We start from the raw sequence: 16,914 nt of genomic DNA on the forward strand, positions 1-16,914 counted from the left end.
GGGGGGGGGGGGGGGGGGGGGGGGGGTGGGGGGGGGGGGGGGGGGGGGGCGGGGGGGGGGGGGGGGGGGGCCCGGGGGGGGGGGGCGGCGGGGGCGGGGCGGGGGGGGGGCGCTGGGGGGGGCGGGGGGGGGGGGGGGGTGAGGGGCTTTTCTCGCCCCCGCCGCCCCTTCCCGTTCCCGACCCCGGGGGCTCTGCCCCCGGGCCCCCGCTCCTCAAACGCCGGAGGGGCTGGATGGTGCGGAGGGGGTCGGGGGGTGCGGCGGGGAACTACAGGCGGACCCTGGCCAGTTGGCGGGACTGGGCCACCAGGCGGTCCTTGCTGTCCCAGACCTCCGCGTCCTCCTCCAGGAAGCCGCCGGCCAGGTTGCGGGTGGTGACCGAGACGCGGAGGGGACCCGGGGCGGGGCGGCTGCGGACGTGGACCGTGAGTTCCACCGTGGGGACCCAGCCGGACAGGCCCAGTTCGAAGGCGGTCGGGGGCAGCGCGTCCACCGCCAGGAGCAGTGCGAACGGGTCCGGGTCCCGGCCGTCGGCGAGGCCGAACCACGCCCGCATCTCCCCCTTGCCCGACGGCTGTCCGAGCGCCCATCCCAGGGTCGACGGGTCGAGCTTGAGCATCAGGCGTTCGGTGATGGCGGAGCTGCCGTCGACGGGGGCGGGACCGTCCTCGGGGCCGAAGCACTGTTCCATCGGCGGTATCGCGGGCGGCTCGGCCGTCGTACGGACGTCGTCGGGGAGGGAGTCCAGGTCGCCGTAGGAGGCGAGGACGCGGATGCGCTCCACCTCGCGGCCTTCCTCGTCCCTCTGGAAGAGCGACGCCTGGCCGGTCGACAGTGTCCGTCCCGTGCGCACGGTCTCGGTGCGGACGACCGCCGGGCCCGGTTGGGAGGCGGTCAGATAGTGCGCCGAGATGGTGAACGGGTCGGAGTGCGGCAGGGCGTCCGCGAGCGCGCGGCCCAGGACGGCCAGCAGATAGCCGCCGTTGACGGCGTTGATGATCGTCCAGCCGGCGGAGAGGTCGATGTCGTAGACGCCGGGCTCGCGCGGGGTGACGGCGGTGTCGCGGTCGAACTCACTGGCGCCGATGGAGGCCCGGGTGGGCTGGGCGGAGGCTGCTTCTGGCATGACTGAACAGTACAAGAGGATAATACTAAGCGGTAGCTTTCCTCCTGTGGTCCGGCGGACTACTCCTCACTGACCGTCGAACGGCGGTGCCAGGCCCGAGGGGCCCGCCAGTGGTAGCGCATCGCGAGCAGCCGCAGCATGAACGCCGTGACCACGGCGACGGTGCTGGTCGCGGCGTTCAGCACGTCGAGACGGATGCACAGCGCGGTCAGGGTGGCGCCGACGATGGCCGGTACGGCGTACAGGTCGCGGTCCCAGCGCAGCAGCGACGGCACCTCGTTGGCGAGCACGTCCCGCAGCACACCGCCGCCGACCGCCGTGGCCAGGCCGAGGCAGACGGAGGCGGTCAGGCCGAGGCCGTAGTCGTACGCCTTGGTCGTGCCGACGACGCAGAACAGGCCGAGGCCGGCCGCGTCGAACACGTTGACACCGGTCTGGATGCGCTCCACGTGCGGATGGAGGAAGAAGACCAGGACCGTGGCGAACAGCGGGGTGATGAAGTACCCCAGGTCCGTGAAGGCGGCCGGCGGTACGGCGCCGATGACCAGGTCACGGAAGAGCCCGCCGCCGAGCGCGGTGACCTCCGCGAGTACGGCGATGCCGAAGACGTCGAAGTTCTTGCGGACGGCCAGCAGGGCGCCCGAGATCGCGAAGACGAAGATGCCGATCAGGTCGAGCGTATGCAGGACGGACGGACTGAACAGTTGCTGGAGCACCCTTACATTCTCACCCAACAAGAACCCCTCGCCTTGCAAAGCAAGGCGAGGGGTGAGGGGGACATGCTGCCCTCGGACCGATCAGCGGAGCCGTCCGAAGGCCCGGGAAGTACGGCGGCCGGTCAGGCGGTCTCGCCCGCACCCTTGCCGGACTCGTCCGGCGCCGCGGCGTCGAGGTCCTTCGCGGCGGCATCGGCCGTTCGGTCGCCCGGGGCGTCGGCCTCCGTCGGCATCTTCTCCTTGACCACCGCGGCGTCCGGCTTGGTCGTCGAGTCGGCCGGCAGGAGTGCCGAGGGAACCTCGGCCTCGGCCTCGGTCGGCTCGACCACCACGTCTTCTCCCGCCGTGACGGCCTCGATGCCCGTGGGCCGGGTCAGTTCCAGCGCCCCGGACGCGATCTCCTCGGCGAAGTGGCAGGCCACCCGGTGGCCGCCGCCGATCTCCCGCAGTTCCGGCCGCTCCGTCGCGCAGCGCGAGGCCTGTGCCCACGGGCAGCGCGTGTGGAAGCGGCAGCCGCTCGGCGGGTTGGCCGGCGAGGGCAGGTCGCCGGTGAGGAGGATGCGCTCGCGCTTGTCCTCCACCTCGGGGTCCGGCACCGGCACGGCCGACATCAGGGCCTTGGTGTACGGGTGCTTCGGCTCGGCGTACAGCGCGTCGCTCGGCGCCTCCTCGACCAGCGAACCCAGGTACATCACACCGATGGTGTCGGAGATGTGCCGGACGACGGCGAGGTCGTGGGCGATCACCACATAGGTGAGGCCCAGCTCCTCCTGGAGATCGTCCAGCAGGTTGATGACCTGCGCCTGCACCGACACGTCGAGCGCGGAGACCGGCTCGTCGCAGATGATCACGTCGGGTTCGAGGACGAGGGCGCGGGCGATGCCGATGCGCTGGCGCTGGCCACCGGAGAACTCGTGCGGGTAGCGCGCGAGCGCGTTGGAGGGCAGGCCGACCTTGTCCAGGATCGACTTGATCTTCTCCCGGCGCTCTTCCTGGTCCTTGCCGATGCCGTGGGCGACCATGCCCTCGGACAGGATCGACTCGATGTTCTGCCGGGGGTTGAGCGAGCCCAGCGGGTCCTGGAAGACCATCTGGAGCCGGCGCCGGAACCGGCGCATCTCCTCGCCCGGCAGCTTCGCCAGGTCGGTGCCGTCGAGGACGACGGACCCCTCGGTGATGTCCACCAGCCGCAGCACGGACCGCCCGAGGGTGGTCTTGCCGCAGCCGGACTCGCCGACCAGACCGTAGGTCTCGCCGGCCTCGACCTTGAGGGACACCCCGTCCACGGCGTAGACGTGACCGACCGTGCGGTCGACGAAGACGCCCTTCTTGATGGGGAAGTGGACCTTGACGCCGTCCAGTTCGAGCAGGCTCATGCGCTGACCTCCTCGGCCTTCGCGTCGTCGAGTACGGGGTTGACACACCGCACCTGGTGGCCGGCCGCGCGCGGCTCGGTCAGCTGCGGGGTGCCGGTCAGGCAGCCCATCTCGTACCGGTCGCAGCGGGGGGCGAAGGCGCAGCCGTCGGCCCAGGCGATGCGGTCGTTGATGGAGCCGCGGATGGGGGTGAGGGGTTCGCCCCGGGGCGCGTCCAGCCGCGGGATGGAGCCCAGCAGTCCGTGCGCGTAGGGGTGGGTCGGGTGACCGAACAGCTCGCGGCGCCCGGCGGACTCCACGGTCTTGCCCGCGTAGAGCACGTTGACCTGGTCGCAGAGACCGGCGACCACACCCAGGTCGTGGGTGATCATCAGCAGGGCGGTGCCCTCCTGGTCCACGAGTTCCTTGAGCAGCTCCAGGATCTGCGCCTGGATGGTCACGTCGAGGGCGGTGGTGGGCTCGTCGGCGATGAGCATGCGGGGGGCACAGGCCACCGCCATGGCGATCAGCGCGCGCTGGCGCATACCGCCGGAGAGCTGGTGCGGGTACTCCTTGAGCCGCCGGGTCGGGTCGGGGATGCCGACCCGGTCCAGCAGCTGCGCGGCCTCCTTGCGGGCGGCCTCGCCCTTGAGCCCGCGGTGGCGCTCCAGGATCTCGGTGACCTGCACGCCGATCGGCACGACCGGGTTGAGCGAGGACAGCGGGTCCTGGAAGATCATCGCCATTTCGCTGCCGCGCAGGTCGCGGCGGGCGGACGAGCTCATCGTGAACAGGTCCGTACCGTCGAACTCGGCGCGGCCGCCGATGGTGACGCCCTTGTGCGGGAGCAGGCCCATCAGGGCCAGGGAGGTGACGGACTTACCGCAGCCGGACTCGCCGACCAGGCCCACGACCTGGCCCTGGTCGACCTCGAAGGAGACGCCGTCGACCGCCCGGGACTCCTTGCGGCCACGGCCGCCGAAGGTGATGGTCAGTTCGTCGACAGTGAGCAGAGACATGGTGGTTCAGCCCCTCAGCTTCGGGTCGAGGGCTTCCCGCATGGCCTCGCCGAGGAGGGTGAAGCCGAGGGCGGTGATGATGATGCCGACGGCGGGGTAGACCGCCATCATCGGCGCGTTGTCGAAGAACCGCTGCGCCTGCGTGAGCATGACGCCCCACTCGGGGATTGCCGGGTCGGGGTTGCCGAGGCCCAGGTAGGACAGGGCGGCCGCCTCGATGATCGCGGTGGCCAGGGAGAGCGTGGCCTGCACGATCACCGGGCTGAGCGAGTTGGGGATGATCTGCGAGAGGACGATGCGCCGCTTGCGTACACCCAGGGACCTGGCCGCGAGCACGTACTCCGCACTGCCCTGCGCCAGCATGGAGCCGCGCAGCAGCCGGGCGAACACCGGGATCTGGACCACACCCACCGCGATCATCACGGTGGTCAGCGACTGCCCCATCACCGCGGCGATGGACACCGCGAGGAGCAGTGACGGCATGGCCAGCATGATGTCGATGAAGCGCATGATGACGGAGTCGATCCGCCTGCCGGTGTCGCCGCCGAGGGTGGCGAAGGCGCCGGCGAGACCGCCGATGACGAAGCCGATGACCAGGCCGATCAGGGTGGCGACGACGCCGACGAGCAGCGTCTGACGGGCGCCGACCAGCATGCGGGAGAACATGTCCCGGCCGAGGTGGTCGAGCCCGAACCAGTTGTCGGCGCGCATGTTGACAAACTCGCCCCGGTTGGGGAAGACCTCGTTGCGCCAGGTCTGGGCGGTCGGCGAGTACGGGGCGATGTACGGCCCGACGATCGCGAGAACGACGAACAGGGCGATGACGACCGCGCCGATGATCGCCATCTTGCTGCGCTTGAGGCGTCGGAACGCCTCACGCCAGAGGCTGGCGCCGGTGCTGGTCTCCTTGGTGGCGGCCAGTTCCGCGAGCCGCTGGATCTTGTCGGTCTTGGTGGCGACGCTCATTAGTGCACCCGCACTCTCGGGTCGATGAGGCTGTACGCCAGGTCCACCAGCAAGTTGATCAGGACGTAAATCAGCGCGATGAACATGATGAAACCGACGAGCACGGGGTAGTCACGGCCGTCGATCGCGGTCCGGATGAAGGAGCCGATGCCTCCGAAGGAGAACACCGACTCGGTCAGGACCGCGCCGGACAGCAGGGAGCCGGTGAGCAGACCGACCGCGGTCACCACGGGGAGCATCGCGTTACGCAGCACGTGCCGGCTCCGGATGACGCTCCGCTTGAGACCCTTGGCCTCGGCGGTGCGGACGTAGTCCTCGTCCTGCACCTCGAGAACGCTGGCGCGGGTCATGCGCACGATGACGGCGAGCGGGATGGACGCCAGCGCGACGGACGGCAGGATCAAGTGCATGATCGCGTCCCAGGAGGCGTCCAACTCCCCGGTGAGGACGCCGTCCAGGACGGCGAAGCCGGTCACGTCGGTGGCGTTGATACCGGTGTCCTGGCGCCCGAAGGCGGGGAAGATGCCGAGGTTGACGGCGAAGACCTGCTTCAGCAGCAGGGCCAGGAAGAAGACCGGGATGCAGATGCCGATGAGTGAGCCCGAGACGGACGTGACGTCGAGCCAGCCACCGCGGTTGCGGGCCGCGAAGTAGCCGAGGGGCACACCGACGGCGACCGCGATGAGGATCGCGAGAAGGGACAGCTCCACGGTCGCGGGGAAGCGCAGGACGAACTCGTCCCACACCGGCTGACCTGTCTGGGTGGAGGTGCCCAGGTCCAGCTGGAAGATGCGCTTCAGGAAGCGCCAGTACTGGACGTAAACGGGCTGGTCGAGCCCGAGCGCACGGTTGATGCGCACCACTTCGGCCTCGGTGGCCTTCTCCCCCAGGATCGCTGAGGCGGGCCCACCGGGCAGACGGTCGAGCCACAGGAAGAGCAGAACCGACAGGCCGAGCAGCGTGGGTATGAGCTGGAGCAGTCTTCGTACGACGAGACGCAGCACCCCGCATGCCCCTTTCTTGCGTGATCTCTTACATGAATGGACCCGCCCGGTCGCCGAGTTGCGACGACCGGGCGGACCCCCCGTTTCTGGATTCCTACCGCTGTTCGCTTACTTGAAGGAGGTCTCCGCGAAGACTTCCTGCGTCAGCGGCGAGACGTTCGGCGGGTTCACGTTCTTGGCGAACGCGATGGCCGGCGGGGACGACGAGATCGGCACACCCGGGATGTACGCCATGATGGCCTCGTTGGCCTTCTCGTACGCGGCGGTGCGCTCCTCGGCCTTGCCGAGCTTCGAGCCGGCGTTCACCGCGTCGAAGACCTTCTTGTCCTTGAAGCCCCACTGCTTGTCGTACCCGGCGAACCAGGTGCCGATGAAGTTGTAGCCGTCGTTGAAGTCACCGGTCCAGCCGAGCATGTGCAGGGCGCAGGAGCCCGCCTCGGTGGCGTCGATGTAGTCCGGGGCCCACTTCATGGCCTTGGCCTTGACGGTGATGCCGGCCTTCTCCAGGTCGGCCTTCATCAGCTCGAACAGGTCCTGCGGGGCAGGCATGTACGGGCGGGTGACCTCGGTCGGGTAGCAGAACTCGATCTCGAGCTTCTCCTCACCGGCCTTCTTCAGGAGACCCTTCGCGGCGGTGGTGTCGAAGGGGTACTGCTTCACGTTCTTGGAGTAGCCCGCGATGGTGTCCGGCATGAACTGGTCGGCGACCTTGCCACCCTCGGGCAGCTGGGTCTTGACCAGGTTCTCCTTGTCGATCGCCTGCGCGATCGCCTGGCGGACGTCCTTCTTCTTGAGGGCCTTGTTGGCCTCCTGGCTCATGCCCACGTAGAAGAGGTTGAAGACGCCACGGGTCGGGACAACGTAGCCCTGGTCCTCGAGGGTCTTGACGTCGGCCGGGGCGACCAGGTCGTAACCGTCGATGTCACCGGCCTGGAGCGCCTGGCGGCGGCCCTCTTCGGTGTCGATGGTGCGGAAGACCAGGTTCTTGATCTTGGCCTTCTCACCCCAGTAGTCGTCGAAGCGCTCAAGGGAGACTTCCTTGTTGCCCTTGTTCCACTTCGTGATCTTGTACGGGCCGGTACCGGCGACCGTGCCGGCCTCCTGGCTGTACTTGGGGTAGGTGATGGCGTCGCCCTTGGCGGTCGCCTCTTCCTTCGCGTACGCCTCGAGGGCCTTCGGCGAGTGGATCGCCAGGGCCTGGAGGGAGAAGCCGCCGGGAAGGTTGGCGGAGGGCTCCTTGACCTCGATGACGGCGGTGTTGTCGTCCTTCGCGGTGCAGGACTTGTAGTTCGCCTTCGGCGTCTCCTTGTCCTCGTTCTTCGCGAAGCCACCCATGATGGTCTGCCAGTAGTACGAGACCGCGCTGGACTGGTACGTGCCCGTCCAGTTGAACCAGTGGTCGTAGTTGGCGCAGACCGCCGCGGCGTTGAACGCCTCGCCGTCGTGGAACTTCACGCCCTTGCGGAGGTTGAAGGTCCAGACGGTGCCCTTGTCGTTGCTCGACCAGGTCTCGGCGAGACCGCCGACGAGCTTGGTGCCGCCGGACTCGTGCTCGAGCAGGGCCTCGAACGCCTGGCGCGTCACGCGGAAGGTTTCACCGTCGCTCGCGAGGGCAGGGTCCAGGGAGCCGGGGTCACCGGCGCCGGCGAAGACGAAGGTGTCCTTGTCGCCGCTGCCTTCGTTGTCAGCGTCCCGTTCGCTGGAGCAGCCCGTGGCGATCAGACCGACCGCGACCGCGGCCGTGATCGCCCGAGCGGTTCGGGACTTGAATATGCGCATACTGGGGCCACTCCGGGTCCGCTATGTGGATGCATCTTGACCGGCCGAACACTACAGACGTTCGCAGTCGGTCAGGAACAGTCCGGATACCGGTGATACAGACCTGAGATCTGAACAGTTGACATATGGGGCGGTTCAGGCATCCCCCCGTGAAGATTTAACCCTTCGGTTACATAGATCGTGTGCAGGTCGCGCCCGGGAGCGTGAAGAACGGGTGAAACCGCAGGTGACGGGCGGTCATCGGGTGGTCGCGGGGCGCGCACGGCCGAAAACGTGGCCGGAAGGCGCCGGTTCACGCAGAGTGACCAAGGTCGTGGATCCCGGTCGGGTCACTGTCCACCTGATGGACAGTGACGGACCGTCAGCAGGGTGTCGTACGGGCTGATCAGCCCCGGTGCGCCGGCGGGTAGCCGTAGGCACCCGCGGGGGGCGCGGCGCCGTGCGCCTCACGGTCGTAGAACGGGCGGGAGTTGGCGCGCAGCCACATCGCGACCGGATCGTGCGCGTCGGACATCGCGACGGTCGACACGGGCAGTCCGTCCGGGACCGCGCCGACGGACTGCTGCATCATCGCCCGTACGGCGTCGACCGCGGGCGGGGAGGTGTCGTACACGTCCAGGCCGATGGCGAGGTAAGGGGCGCCCAGGGCGGGTTGCACCCAGGCGCGGCGCAGGGCGCGGACGGCGGGGGTGCGGTGCGCGTTCTGTGCGAGGAGGGCGTAGAACTGCGGGATCTCGATGGCCGGTTCGGACAGCCGCAGCGGTCCGGCGGGCCTGCGGTCCAGGCCGCCGGCGATCCGGCGCAGATCCAGCCAGGGGATGCCGACGCCGCCGCCGGGGGCGTGCGGGTTGAGCCAGAGTCCGAAGTGGTCGGGGTACAGCGCGCGGGCGACTTCGAGGCCCTCGACCACCTCGTACGACCGGTGCCAGCCGCTGGCGGAGAGCTCCTGGGCGGAGGTGACACAGGGGGCGTAGCCGAGGCCGTCGACCTCCATGTTCCCGTACTGGGCGTCGGGGGAGCCGGCCTGGCCGTGCCAGAGCAGCATCCAGACCTGGCCGGACGCGGGGGTCGCGAGGGCGCGCAGCAGGGCCTCGTACGCGTCGTAACGCCCGGGCGTCACCTGGCGCAGCATGTGCTCGACCTGTCCGGTCGCCGCGGTGCCAGCGCTCACTTGTATCGCCCCTCCGTACCTCGCCATCGGATGGGCCTAGCTTAAGCCGATGCCTGTGCGGTGCGGTGCGCGGTGAGTGCCCGAGAGTTCGGGACTTCGGCGCCGTGGCGAGTGCGGGGGGTTGGGGTTGAGCGCGCCCGCGCGGCGGAGCCGCATGTCGATACAGCCCCGCGCCCCTGGGGGGCGTTGTCAGCGCTGGTAGAAGGGGGTGACCCTGGTGCGGAGGTAGTCGGCCACCGGGTCCTGGGTCAGGTCCAGGGCGATGAGGTTGACCGGCCAGGGGGGCGGGGATTGGGCCAGGGCTCGGCCCAGGGCGTTCAGGGGGAGGGTGCGGGGGTCTCCCTCCCAGGAGGAGAGTTGCACGCCGATGAACAGGGCCGGGGTCGCCGTTTCGATCGCGGCGAGGCAGCGGCGGGCCGTGGTGACGACGCCGATCGCGTCGAACTCCGCCGACGCCGCGGCGAGGAAGTCCACCGGGTCGTCCTGCCAGTCGGGTTCGAACAGCCGGACCCGGCCGCCGGCCGCCGTGCCGGCCGGCATGGCGCGTCCGGCGCGGCAGAGTTCGGCCACCGCCGGCGGCGGCAGCGGGATGCCGACCACACCGCCGGGGTTCACGGCGATGCCGACCTGCGGCGGCAGGCCGCGGGCGAACTCCACGGCGGGCGCGATCGTGTACGACAGATGGGAGCCGGCGACCTGGCGGAACTGCTCCTCCGAGCTGAAGACGGGGACGTAGGCCTGGCCGTCGAGTTCCATGGTGGGCAGGTCCAGGTCGGTGCTGTCGCGGCCGCCGCCGTTCGGCAGCGGGATCCAGACGAAGCTGCGGCCCAGCACCTCCACGACCCTGCCGCCCGCCGAGGGGACGCCGAGGGAGGCGGAGAGCACCTCCTCCAGCTCGTTGCCGGGCCATCCGCCGTGCGGGTGGGGGTGTGTCTGCGCCGGGAAGTCCATCTGCCTACCGCCTGCTGCCTGGAACCACTGCTGTGCCCGAAAGGCTATCCGGTCATCCGGTGAAGCCGACCCGGTGCAGCGCGTCGGCCGCGTCCCGGTCGATCAGGACCGCCGATCCGCAGCCCGCGGGCAGGCCGCCGCGCTCCACGTCGCGCAACAGCCGCTCGCTCGCGGAGCGATGGCGCAGGAACGCGTACCGGGAGACACCGCGCCCGCGTTCGCGCTGGCCGGCCAGGGCCTGCTGCGGCGTGACGTCCAGCAGCAGCAGATGCAGGTTCGCGCCCCGGCGGCGGGCCTCGCGGGCCAGCCAGCGGCGCACCCAGGCCTGGGTGCCGCAGTCGTGCACGACGACGGGCGTGCCGGAGCGCAGGGCGCGACGCAGTCCGGCGTAGTGGGCGAGGCGGACCAGCGGGCGGTACACCGCGTACGGCAGGAGGCGCGGCATACGGCGGTCCCAACGGTCGCGGGTGTCCTGGGAGTCGACACGGCCGCCGTGCACCGCGCGCCGCATCAGCGTGGACTTGCCGCTGCCGGGCAGTCCGGTGACCACGACGAGGTCGCGGGGTCCGAAGAGCAGGGCACGCGGGCTCCGGCCGGCCCGGGCGCGCAGATCGCGGACGACGGGCGCCGGCAGCGCGCCGCGGGCCCGGCGGGCCTGCGCGGCCGGCTGCTGGGGCAGCGTGACGCCCGTCGTGGTGGCGCACGCCGTGGTCCTGTTCACCGTGATCGTCCTCCCCTGGGGCCGGTACGGATACCGATCCCCCGCTGAGTGTAAAGAGAAGGTAATGCCGAGGTCTCTCGTTTCCGTCCGTTTCCTGAAACAGGCCTGTCACAGCCCGCCGTGACCGTGCCCGTACGCCCCGTGCACCCCCAGGGAAGGGTCCCCCTGCCGCACCCCGACAATGCGTGCAATGATGTGCGCGCCAACTGCATACCGGCCGTTCGAATCCGCGCGGGAGAGTCCCCGGCACTGTTTGCCGCCGGGGCGCCGAAGGAGCAAGTCCCTCCCTTGAATCTCTCAGGCCCCGTTACCGCGCGGGCGAGGCACATCTGAAAAGCGGGCCGCCCGAGGGCATGCAGCAGTGCTCCGGTGGTCCCACCCAAGGTGCAAGTCAGGACGCCCCGCGTGGGTGGTCATGGCGAACCTCTCAGGTTCCGATGACAGATGGGGAGGAATCGCCCTCGCCCGTCATGCCCTTGGGAGACCCGACCGATGAGCAGTACCGAACCCCGTCGGACCGCGCTCGACGCCCTGCACCGTTCGCTCGGTGCGACGATGACCGACTTCGCCGGCTGGGACATGCCGCTGCGCTACGGCTCCGAACGCGACGAGCACAACGCCGTGCGCACGAAGGCCGGCCTGTTCGACCTCTCGCACATGGGCGAGATCGCCGTCCTGGGACCGGCGGCCGCCGCGCTCCTCGACCACGCCCTGGTCGGCAACATCGGCGGGGTGAAGCCCGGCCGCGCCCGCTACACCATGATCTGCCGCGAGGACGGCGGCATCCTGGACGACCTGATCGTCTACCGGCTCGGCGACACCGAGTATCTGGTGGTCGCCAACGCCTCCAACGCGCAGGTGGTCCTGGACGCGCTCGTCGAGCGGTCGGACGGCTTCGACGCCGAGGTCCGCGACGACCGTGACGCGTACGCGCTGCTCGCCGTGCAGGGCCCCGAGTCCGCCGGCATCCTCGCCTCGCTCACCGACGCCGACCTGGAGGGCCTGAAGTACTACGCCGGCCTGCCGGGCACGGTCGCCGGTGTGCCCGCGCTCGTCGCCCGTACCGGCTACACCGGCGAGGACGGTTTCGAGCTGTTCGTGAAGCCCGAGCACGCGGTGGAGCTGTGGCAGGCGCTGACCAAGGCCGGCGAGGCGGCCGGGCTCGTTCCCTGCGGGCTGTCCTGCCGGGACACGCTCCGTCTGGAGGCGGGCATGCCGCTGTACGGCAATGAGCTGAGCCCCTCCCTCACGCCCTTCGACGCCGGTCTCGGCCGGGTGGTGAAGTTCGAGAAGGAGGGCGACTTCGTGGGCCGTACGGCGCTCGCCGAGGCCGCCGAGCGTGCCGCCGCCGTGCCGCCGCGGGTGCTGGTCGGTCTGGTCGCCGAGGGCCGCCGGGTCCCGCGCGCCGGGTACGCGGTCGTGGCCGGCGGCGAGGTGGTCGGCGAGGTCACCTCGGGCGCCCCCTCCCCCACGCTGGGCAGGCCGATCGCGATGGCGTACGTCGACGCGGCGCACGCGGCGCCGGGCACCGAGGGTGTGGGCGTCGACATCCGGGGCAGCCACGAGCCGTACGAGGTCGTGGCGCTGCCCTTCTACAAGCGGCAGAAGTGACACCGTCGGACGACGGCTTTCCGGACGACGGCGTTCCACGCACGAGGTGAGCGGGCCGTCGTGCCCGCTCACGGGTGCCGTACGCAGTCCCCTCAGTCATCAGCACTCCCCCCGTACAGGAGAATCCAGGCCATGAGCAACCCCACGCAGCTGCGTTACAGCAAGGAGCACGAGTGGCTGTCGGCCGCCGAGGACGGCGTGTCGACGGTCGGCATCACGGAGCACGCGGCCAACGCGCTCGGCGACGTGGTCTTCGTCCAGCTCCCCGAGGTCGGTGACACCGTTTCCGCGGGCGAGACCTGCGGCGAGCTGGAGTCCACCAAGTCGGTCAGCGATCTGTACTCCCCCGTCGGCGGTGAGATCACCGAGATCAACGAGGACGTCGTGAACGACCCGTCGCTGGTGAACTCGGCCCCCTTCGGGGGCGGCTGGCTGTTCAAGGTGCGTGTCACCGACGAGCCGGCCGACCTGCTGTCCGCCGCCGAGTACGACGCCGAAATCGCCGGCTGAGGAGTCGTAGCCGCATGTCCGTTCTGAACACGCCCCTGCACGAGCTCGACCCCGCCGTCGCCGCCGCCGTCGACGCCGAGCTGCACCGCCAGCAGTCCACCCTCGAGATGATCGCCTCGGAGAACTTCGCCCCGGTCGCGGTCATGGAGGCCCAGGGCTCGGTCCTCACCAACAAGTACGCCGAGGGCTACCCCGGCCGCCGCTACTACGGCGGCTGCGAGCACGTCGACGTGATCGAGCAGATCGCCATCGACCGGGTCAAGGACCTCTTCGGCGCCGAGCACGCCAATGTGCAGCCGCACTCCGGCGCGCAGGCCAACGCCGCCGCGATGTTCGCGCTGCTCAAGCCCGGTGACACGATCATGGGTCTGAACCTCGCGCACGGCGGGCACCTGACCCACGGCATGAAGATCAACTTCTCCGGCAAGCTCTACAACGTGGTGCCGTACCACGTCGGCGACGACGGCCAGGTCGACATGGCCGAGGTCGAGCGGCTCGCCAAGGAGAGCAAGCCGAGGCTGATCGTGGCCGGCTGGTCGGCGTACCCGCGTCAGCTGGACTTCGCCGCGTTCCGCCGGATCGCGGACGAGGTCGGCGCGTACCTCATGGTCGACATGGCGCACTTCGCCGGTCTGGTCGCCGCGGGCCTGCACCCGAACCCGGTGCCGCACGCCCATGTGGTGACCACCACCACGCACAAGACCCTCGGCGGTCCGCGCGGCGGTGTGATCCTCTCCACGGCCGAACTGGCCAAGAAGATCAACTCCGCCGTGTTCCCGGGGCAGCAGGGCGGCCCGCTGGAGCACGTGGTCGCCGCGAAGGCGGTCGCCTTCAAGGTGTGCGCCTCGGAGGAGTTCAAGGAGCGCCAGCGCCGTACCCTCGAGGGCGCCCGCATCCTGGCCGAGCGCCTGGTCAAGGACGATGTGAAGGCCGTGGGCGTGGACGTGCTGTCCGGCGGCACGGACGTGCACCTGGTCCTGGTCGACCTGCGGAACTCGGAGCTGGACGGCCAACAGGCCGAGGACCGCCTCCACGAGGTCGGCATCACCGTCAACCGCAACGCGATCCCGAACGACCCGCGCCCGCCGATGGTCACCTCGGGTCTGCGGATCGGCACGCCCGCCCTGGCCACCCGGGGCTTCACGGCCGAGGACTTCACCGAGGTCGCGGACGTGATCGCCGAGACGCTGAAGCCGTCCTACGACGTGGACGCGCTCCGGGCCCGGGTCACGGCACTCGCCGCGAAGCACCCGCTGTACCCCGGTCTGCAGTAATTTCGTACGCTTTTCTTTGTACGGACATCCGGGGCATCGCGCACACTGGGGCAGTGAGCGCGGTGCCCCGCACCATGCACCCGCAGGAACGATCCCTCTTCTCTGTGCACCACCCCTCCCCGGTGGACAGCGTCGTCCGCCGAACCCTTAGGAGTCCCCCCGTGGCCATCTCGGTCTTCGATCTGTTCTCGATCGGCATCGGCCCGTCCAGCTCGCACACGGTCGGCCCGATGCGGGCCGCCCGGATGTTCGCCCGGCGGCTGCGCAACGAGGACCTGCTGGACTCGGTCGCCTCGGTCCGCGCGGAGCTGTACGGCTCCCTGGGCGCCACCGGGCACGGCCACGGCACGCCCAAGGCGGTGCTGCTGGGCCTGGAGGGCGACTCGCCCCGCACGGTGGACGTGGAGTCGGCCGACGAGCGGGTGGAGAAGATCAAGGACGGCGGCCGGATCCGGCTGCTCGGCGAGCACGAGATCACGTTCTCCTTCGACGACGACATGGTGCTGCACCGCCGCAAGGCGCTCCCGTACCACGCCAACGGCATGACCCTGTGGGCGCACGACGCCTCCGGTGCGGAGCTGCTGACGAAGACGTACTACTCGGTGGGCGGCGGTTTCGTCGTCGACGAGGACGCGGTGGGCGCGGACCGCATCGTGCTGGACGACACGGTCCTGAAGTACCCGTTCCGCACCGGCGACGAGCTGCTGCGCCTGACGCGGGAGACCGGCCTGTCCATCTCCGCCCTGATGCTGGAGAACGAGCGGGCGTGGCGCGGCGAGGAGGAGATCCGCGAGGGACTGCTGGAGATCTGGCGGGTGATGCGGGCCTGTGTCGACCGCGGCATGTCCCGCGAGGGCATCCTGCCGGGCGGTCTGAAGGTCCGCCGCCGCGCCGCGAACACCGCGCGCAAGCTGCGCTCCGAGGGCGACCCGAAGGCTCTCGCCATGGAGTGGATCACCCTGTACGCCATGGCCGTGAACGAGGAGAACGCGGCCGGCGGCCGGGTCGTCACCGCGCCGACGAACGGCGCGGCCGGGATCATCCCCGCCGTCCTGCACTACTACATGAACTTCGTCCCCGGCGCCGACGAGGAGGGCGTGGTCCGCTTCCTGCTGGCCGCCGGCGCGATCGGCATGCTCTTCAAGGAGAACGCCTCCATCTCGGGCGCCGAGGTCGGCTGCCAGGGCGAGGTCGGTTCCGCCTGCTCGATGGCGGCGGGCGCCCTAGCGGAGGTACTGGGCGGCTCCCCCGAGCAGGTGGAGAACGCGGCCGAGATCGGTATGGAGCACAATCTCGGCCTGACCTGCGACCCCGTCGGCGGTCTCGTCCAGATCCCGTGCATCGAGCGCAACGGCATGGCCGCGGTGAAGGCGGTCACGGCGGCCCGCATGGCGATGCGCGGCGACGGCTCGCACAAGGTCTCCCTGGACAAGGTCATCAAGACGATGAAGGAGACCGGCGCGGACATGTCGGTCAAGTACAAGGAGACGGCGCGGGGCGGGCTCGCGGTGAACATCATCGAGTGCTGAGGGTCCGGCTCCACGCCGCCGGACCGGCCCGGCGGTGCCCGTGCCTATGCGCCGAGTGCCTCGCGCAGGGCCGGGACGAGCTTCCGCGCCCACGCGTCCGAGGTCTCCCGGGCCGGGTCCGCGGTGATCACCCAAGCGATCATGGGGCCGACACGGACCCAGGTGTAGACGTAGCCGGGCTGAGTGCAGGTGAACGCCTCGTCGCCGATGTCCACCGGTCCCGCGTCCGGCAGACAGCCGTACATGATGCGCAGGGCCGCCATGGAATCGACGGCATCGGCGGTGGCCGTCCGCGTGCCGGACGCCTCGACCGCGGTCAGGTCGATGGCGACCCCCTCCCCTCCCGCGCCGAAGTCGGTGATCTTCCCCGACCCGTGATGCTCGTACGGGTCCGGGTCGTCGAGGTCCCAGCACTGGCGGCGGGCGATGCTGGTGAGGTTCATCCCCTCGGCGGACTCCGTGGCCCATCCACCGTCCGTCCAGCCAGAAGGCATCTCAAGACTGCCGAGAACGTGGTCGATCTCCTCGGCCCCCAACGGTCGTTGGTCCGTGGCCGGGGTGTCGGAGTCCTCGGGTTCCGTCGCGTCGCCGCCGGGCGGCCGGGCGGCCGGTTCGTCCCCGGAACCCGGCGCCCGGCCCGCGACGCCGGGTTCCGTCCGGGACGGCGGGTCGTCGCCCTTGACGGCCCGGGACACTCCGTACACGCCGAAGACGAGCGCCACGACCAGTACGACCGCGAGCGTCACGAGCGTCGCCCGGGCCGCCGGCGTGTTCTGGATCGTGACGGGCCCCAGGGAGATCGTGTTCCCCCGTAACTTCGCGCCCGCCCCGATCTGTATGCCGTTGTTGACCGAGGACTGCGGGCCCTTCACCGCCACTTCGAGCTGGGACCTGAAAGCGGGATCCGCGGCGACATGCGATTGGAGTGCTTCCTCCAGCCGCGCGGCCGTCCCGGGATCGGCGGGATGTTCGTCGAGCGCGGTCAGGGCGGCCTGGCCGTCAGGAGTACCGGCGATCCGGCGCCGCACCATGTCGGTGACCAGCTGGCCCACGCCCGAGCCCACGGCTGACGCGGCTCCACCGGCCACCCCGGTCATCACTCTGACCGCTTCCACCACCACAGCGTCGAACGACACCGCACCCCCAGCGCATGTGCACGACAACAGAAGTCGAGTATGCAGC

At 70.2% G+C, this 16,914-nt stretch carries 15 protein-coding genes and 1 riboswitch; of the genes, 4 read left to right on the top strand and 11 right to left on the bottom strand.

Annotated features, from left to right (window positions below; translation table 11 throughout):
* Positions 1-268: 268 nt before the first annotated feature.
* From ACGFR9_RS33745 to ACGFR9_RS33790, 10 genes are all read right to left on the bottom strand, one after another.
* Positions 269-1,126 carry a thioesterase family protein gene (locus ACGFR9_RS33745; RefSeq protein WP_393216462.1) on the bottom strand — a complete coding sequence of 286 codons (858 nt, stop codon included), beginning with the start codon at positions 1,124-1,126 and terminating at the stop codon, positions 269-271.
* A 59-nt stretch (positions 1,127-1,185) separates the two neighbouring features.
* Positions 1,186-1,842, bottom strand: coding sequence for a trimeric intracellular cation channel family protein (locus ACGFR9_RS33750; protein ID WP_393216464.1), 657 nt, complete (start codon positions 1,840-1,842; stop codon positions 1,186-1,188).
* A 122-nt stretch (positions 1,843-1,964) separates the two neighbouring features.
* Complete coding sequence (locus ACGFR9_RS33755) at positions 1,965-3,218, bottom strand: ABC transporter ATP-binding protein (protein ID WP_393216466.1); 1,254 nt, start codon at positions 3,216-3,218, stop codon at positions 1,965-1,967.
* Positions 3,215-4,216, bottom strand: a complete 1,002-nt coding sequence (locus ACGFR9_RS33760; protein ID WP_393216468.1) for an ABC transporter ATP-binding protein — start codon at positions 4,214-4,216, stop codon at positions 3,215-3,217. Before ACGFR9_RS33760 ends, ACGFR9_RS33755 begins: the two co-directional genes overlap by 4 nt.
* 6 nt (positions 4,217-4,222) lie before the next feature.
* On the bottom strand, positions 4,223-5,182 hold the full coding sequence (locus tag ACGFR9_RS33765) for an ABC transporter permease (RefSeq protein ID WP_393216470.1): 960 nt from the start codon (positions 5,180-5,182) through the stop codon (positions 4,223-4,225).
* Complete coding sequence (locus tag ACGFR9_RS33770; protein ID WP_311648926.1) at positions 5,182-6,186, bottom strand: ABC transporter permease; 1,005 nt, start codon at positions 6,184-6,186, stop codon at positions 5,182-5,184. Before ACGFR9_RS33770 ends, ACGFR9_RS33765 begins: the two co-directional genes overlap by 1 nt.
* A 108-nt stretch (positions 6,187-6,294) precedes the next feature.
* Positions 6,295-7,965: an ABC transporter substrate-binding protein gene (locus tag ACGFR9_RS33775; protein WP_393216473.1), complete on the bottom strand. Its 1,671-nt coding sequence runs from the start codon at positions 7,963-7,965 to the stop codon at positions 6,295-6,297.
* 385 nt (positions 7,966-8,350) lie between these two features.
* Positions 8,351-9,097 carry an enhanced serine sensitivity protein SseB C-terminal domain-containing protein gene (locus tag ACGFR9_RS33780; RefSeq protein WP_393216559.1) on the bottom strand — a complete coding sequence of 249 codons (747 nt, stop codon included), beginning with the start codon at positions 9,095-9,097 and terminating at the stop codon, positions 8,351-8,353.
* 228 nt (positions 9,098-9,325) lie between these two features.
* Positions 9,326-10,087: an enhanced serine sensitivity protein SseB gene (locus tag ACGFR9_RS33785; RefSeq protein WP_393216475.1), complete on the bottom strand. Its 762-nt coding sequence runs from the start codon at positions 10,085-10,087 to the stop codon at positions 9,326-9,328.
* A 52-nt stretch (positions 10,088-10,139) separates the two neighbouring features.
* Positions 10,140-10,808, bottom strand: a complete 669-nt coding sequence (locus ACGFR9_RS33790; RefSeq protein ID WP_393216477.1) for an AAA family ATPase — start codon at positions 10,806-10,808, stop codon at positions 10,140-10,142.
* Between the two features lie 222 nt (positions 10,809-11,030).
* Positions 11,031-11,131: riboswitch (glycine riboswitch) on the top strand.
* Between the two features lie 169 nt (positions 11,132-11,300).
* On the opposite strand from ACGFR9_RS33790, the gene gcvT reads away from it, so the two are divergent.
* The 4 genes from gcvT (at position 11,301) to ACGFR9_RS33810 (ending at position 15,732) form a co-directional block, all read left to right on the top strand.
* A complete protein-coding gene (gene gcvT / locus ACGFR9_RS33795) occupies positions 11,301-12,419 on the top strand; it encodes a glycine cleavage system aminomethyltransferase GcvT (protein ID WP_393216478.1) in 1,119 nt (372 codons plus the stop codon).
* Positions 12,420-12,551: 132 nt separating this feature from the next.
* Positions 12,552-12,929 (top strand): glycine cleavage system protein GcvH, encoded by a 378-nt coding sequence (gene gcvH, locus ACGFR9_RS33800; protein WP_393216480.1) that lies wholly within the window; start codon positions 12,552-12,554, stop codon positions 12,927-12,929.
* A gap of 14 nt (positions 12,930-12,943) precedes the next feature.
* Positions 12,944-14,203 (top strand): serine hydroxymethyltransferase, encoded by a 1,260-nt coding sequence (gene glyA / locus ACGFR9_RS33805; RefSeq protein WP_393216482.1) that lies wholly within the window; start codon positions 12,944-12,946, stop codon positions 14,201-14,203.
* Positions 14,204-14,364: 161 nt separating this feature from the next.
* A complete protein-coding gene (locus ACGFR9_RS33810) occupies positions 14,365-15,732 on the top strand; it encodes an L-serine ammonia-lyase (RefSeq protein ID WP_393216484.1) in 1,368 nt (455 codons plus the stop codon).
* A 44-nt stretch (positions 15,733-15,776) separates the two neighbouring features.
* Here the strand turns inward: ACGFR9_RS33810 and ACGFR9_RS33815 are convergent, their stop codons facing one another.
* On the bottom strand, positions 15,777-16,868 hold the full coding sequence (locus ACGFR9_RS33815) for a hypothetical protein (RefSeq protein ID WP_393216486.1): 1,092 nt from the start codon (positions 16,866-16,868) through the stop codon (positions 15,777-15,779).
* Positions 16,869-16,914: the final 46 nt, after the last annotated feature.

The sequence above is a fragment of the Streptomyces sp. NPDC048584 genome (genome assembly GCF_043199595.1).
Taxonomy (GTDB): Bacteria; Actinomycetota; Actinomycetes; order Streptomycetales; family Streptomycetaceae; genus Streptomyces; species Streptomyces edwardsiae.

Coding starts and splice junctions, on each gene's coding strand:
- ACGFR9_RS33765 (WP_393216470.1), bottom strand. CDS start 5,182: ATGAGCGTCGCCACCAAGACCGACAAGATCCAGCGGCTCGCGGAACTG.
- glyA (WP_393216482.1), top strand. CDS start 12,944: ATGTCCGTTCTGAACACGCCCCTGCACGAGCTCGACCCCGCCGTCGCC.
- gcvT (WP_393216478.1), top strand. CDS start 11,301: ATGAGCAGTACCGAACCCCGTCGGACCGCGCTCGACGCCCTGCACCGT.
- gcvH (WP_393216480.1), top strand. CDS start 12,552: ATGAGCAACCCCACGCAGCTGCGTTACAGCAAGGAGCACGAGTGGCTG.
- ACGFR9_RS33745 (WP_393216462.1), bottom strand. CDS start 1,126: ATGCCAGAAGCAGCCTCCGCCCAGCCCACCCGGGCCTCCATCGGCGCC.
- ACGFR9_RS33755 (WP_393216466.1), bottom strand. CDS start 3,218: ATGAGCCTGCTCGAACTGGACGGCGTCAAGGTCCACTTCCCCATCAAG.
- ACGFR9_RS33760 (WP_393216468.1), bottom strand. CDS start 4,216: ATGTCTCTGCTCACTGTCGACGAACTGACCATCACCTTCGGCGGCCGT.
- ACGFR9_RS33775 (WP_393216473.1), bottom strand. CDS start 7,965: ATGCGCATATTCAAGTCCCGAACCGCTCGGGCGATCACGGCCGCGGTC.
- ACGFR9_RS33785 (WP_393216475.1), bottom strand. CDS start 10,087: ATGGACTTCCCGGCGCAGACACACCCCCACCCGCACGGCGGATGGCCC.
- ACGFR9_RS33780 (WP_393216559.1), bottom strand. CDS start 9,097: ATGCTGCGCCAGGTGACGCCCGGGCGTTACGACGCGTACGAGGCCCTG.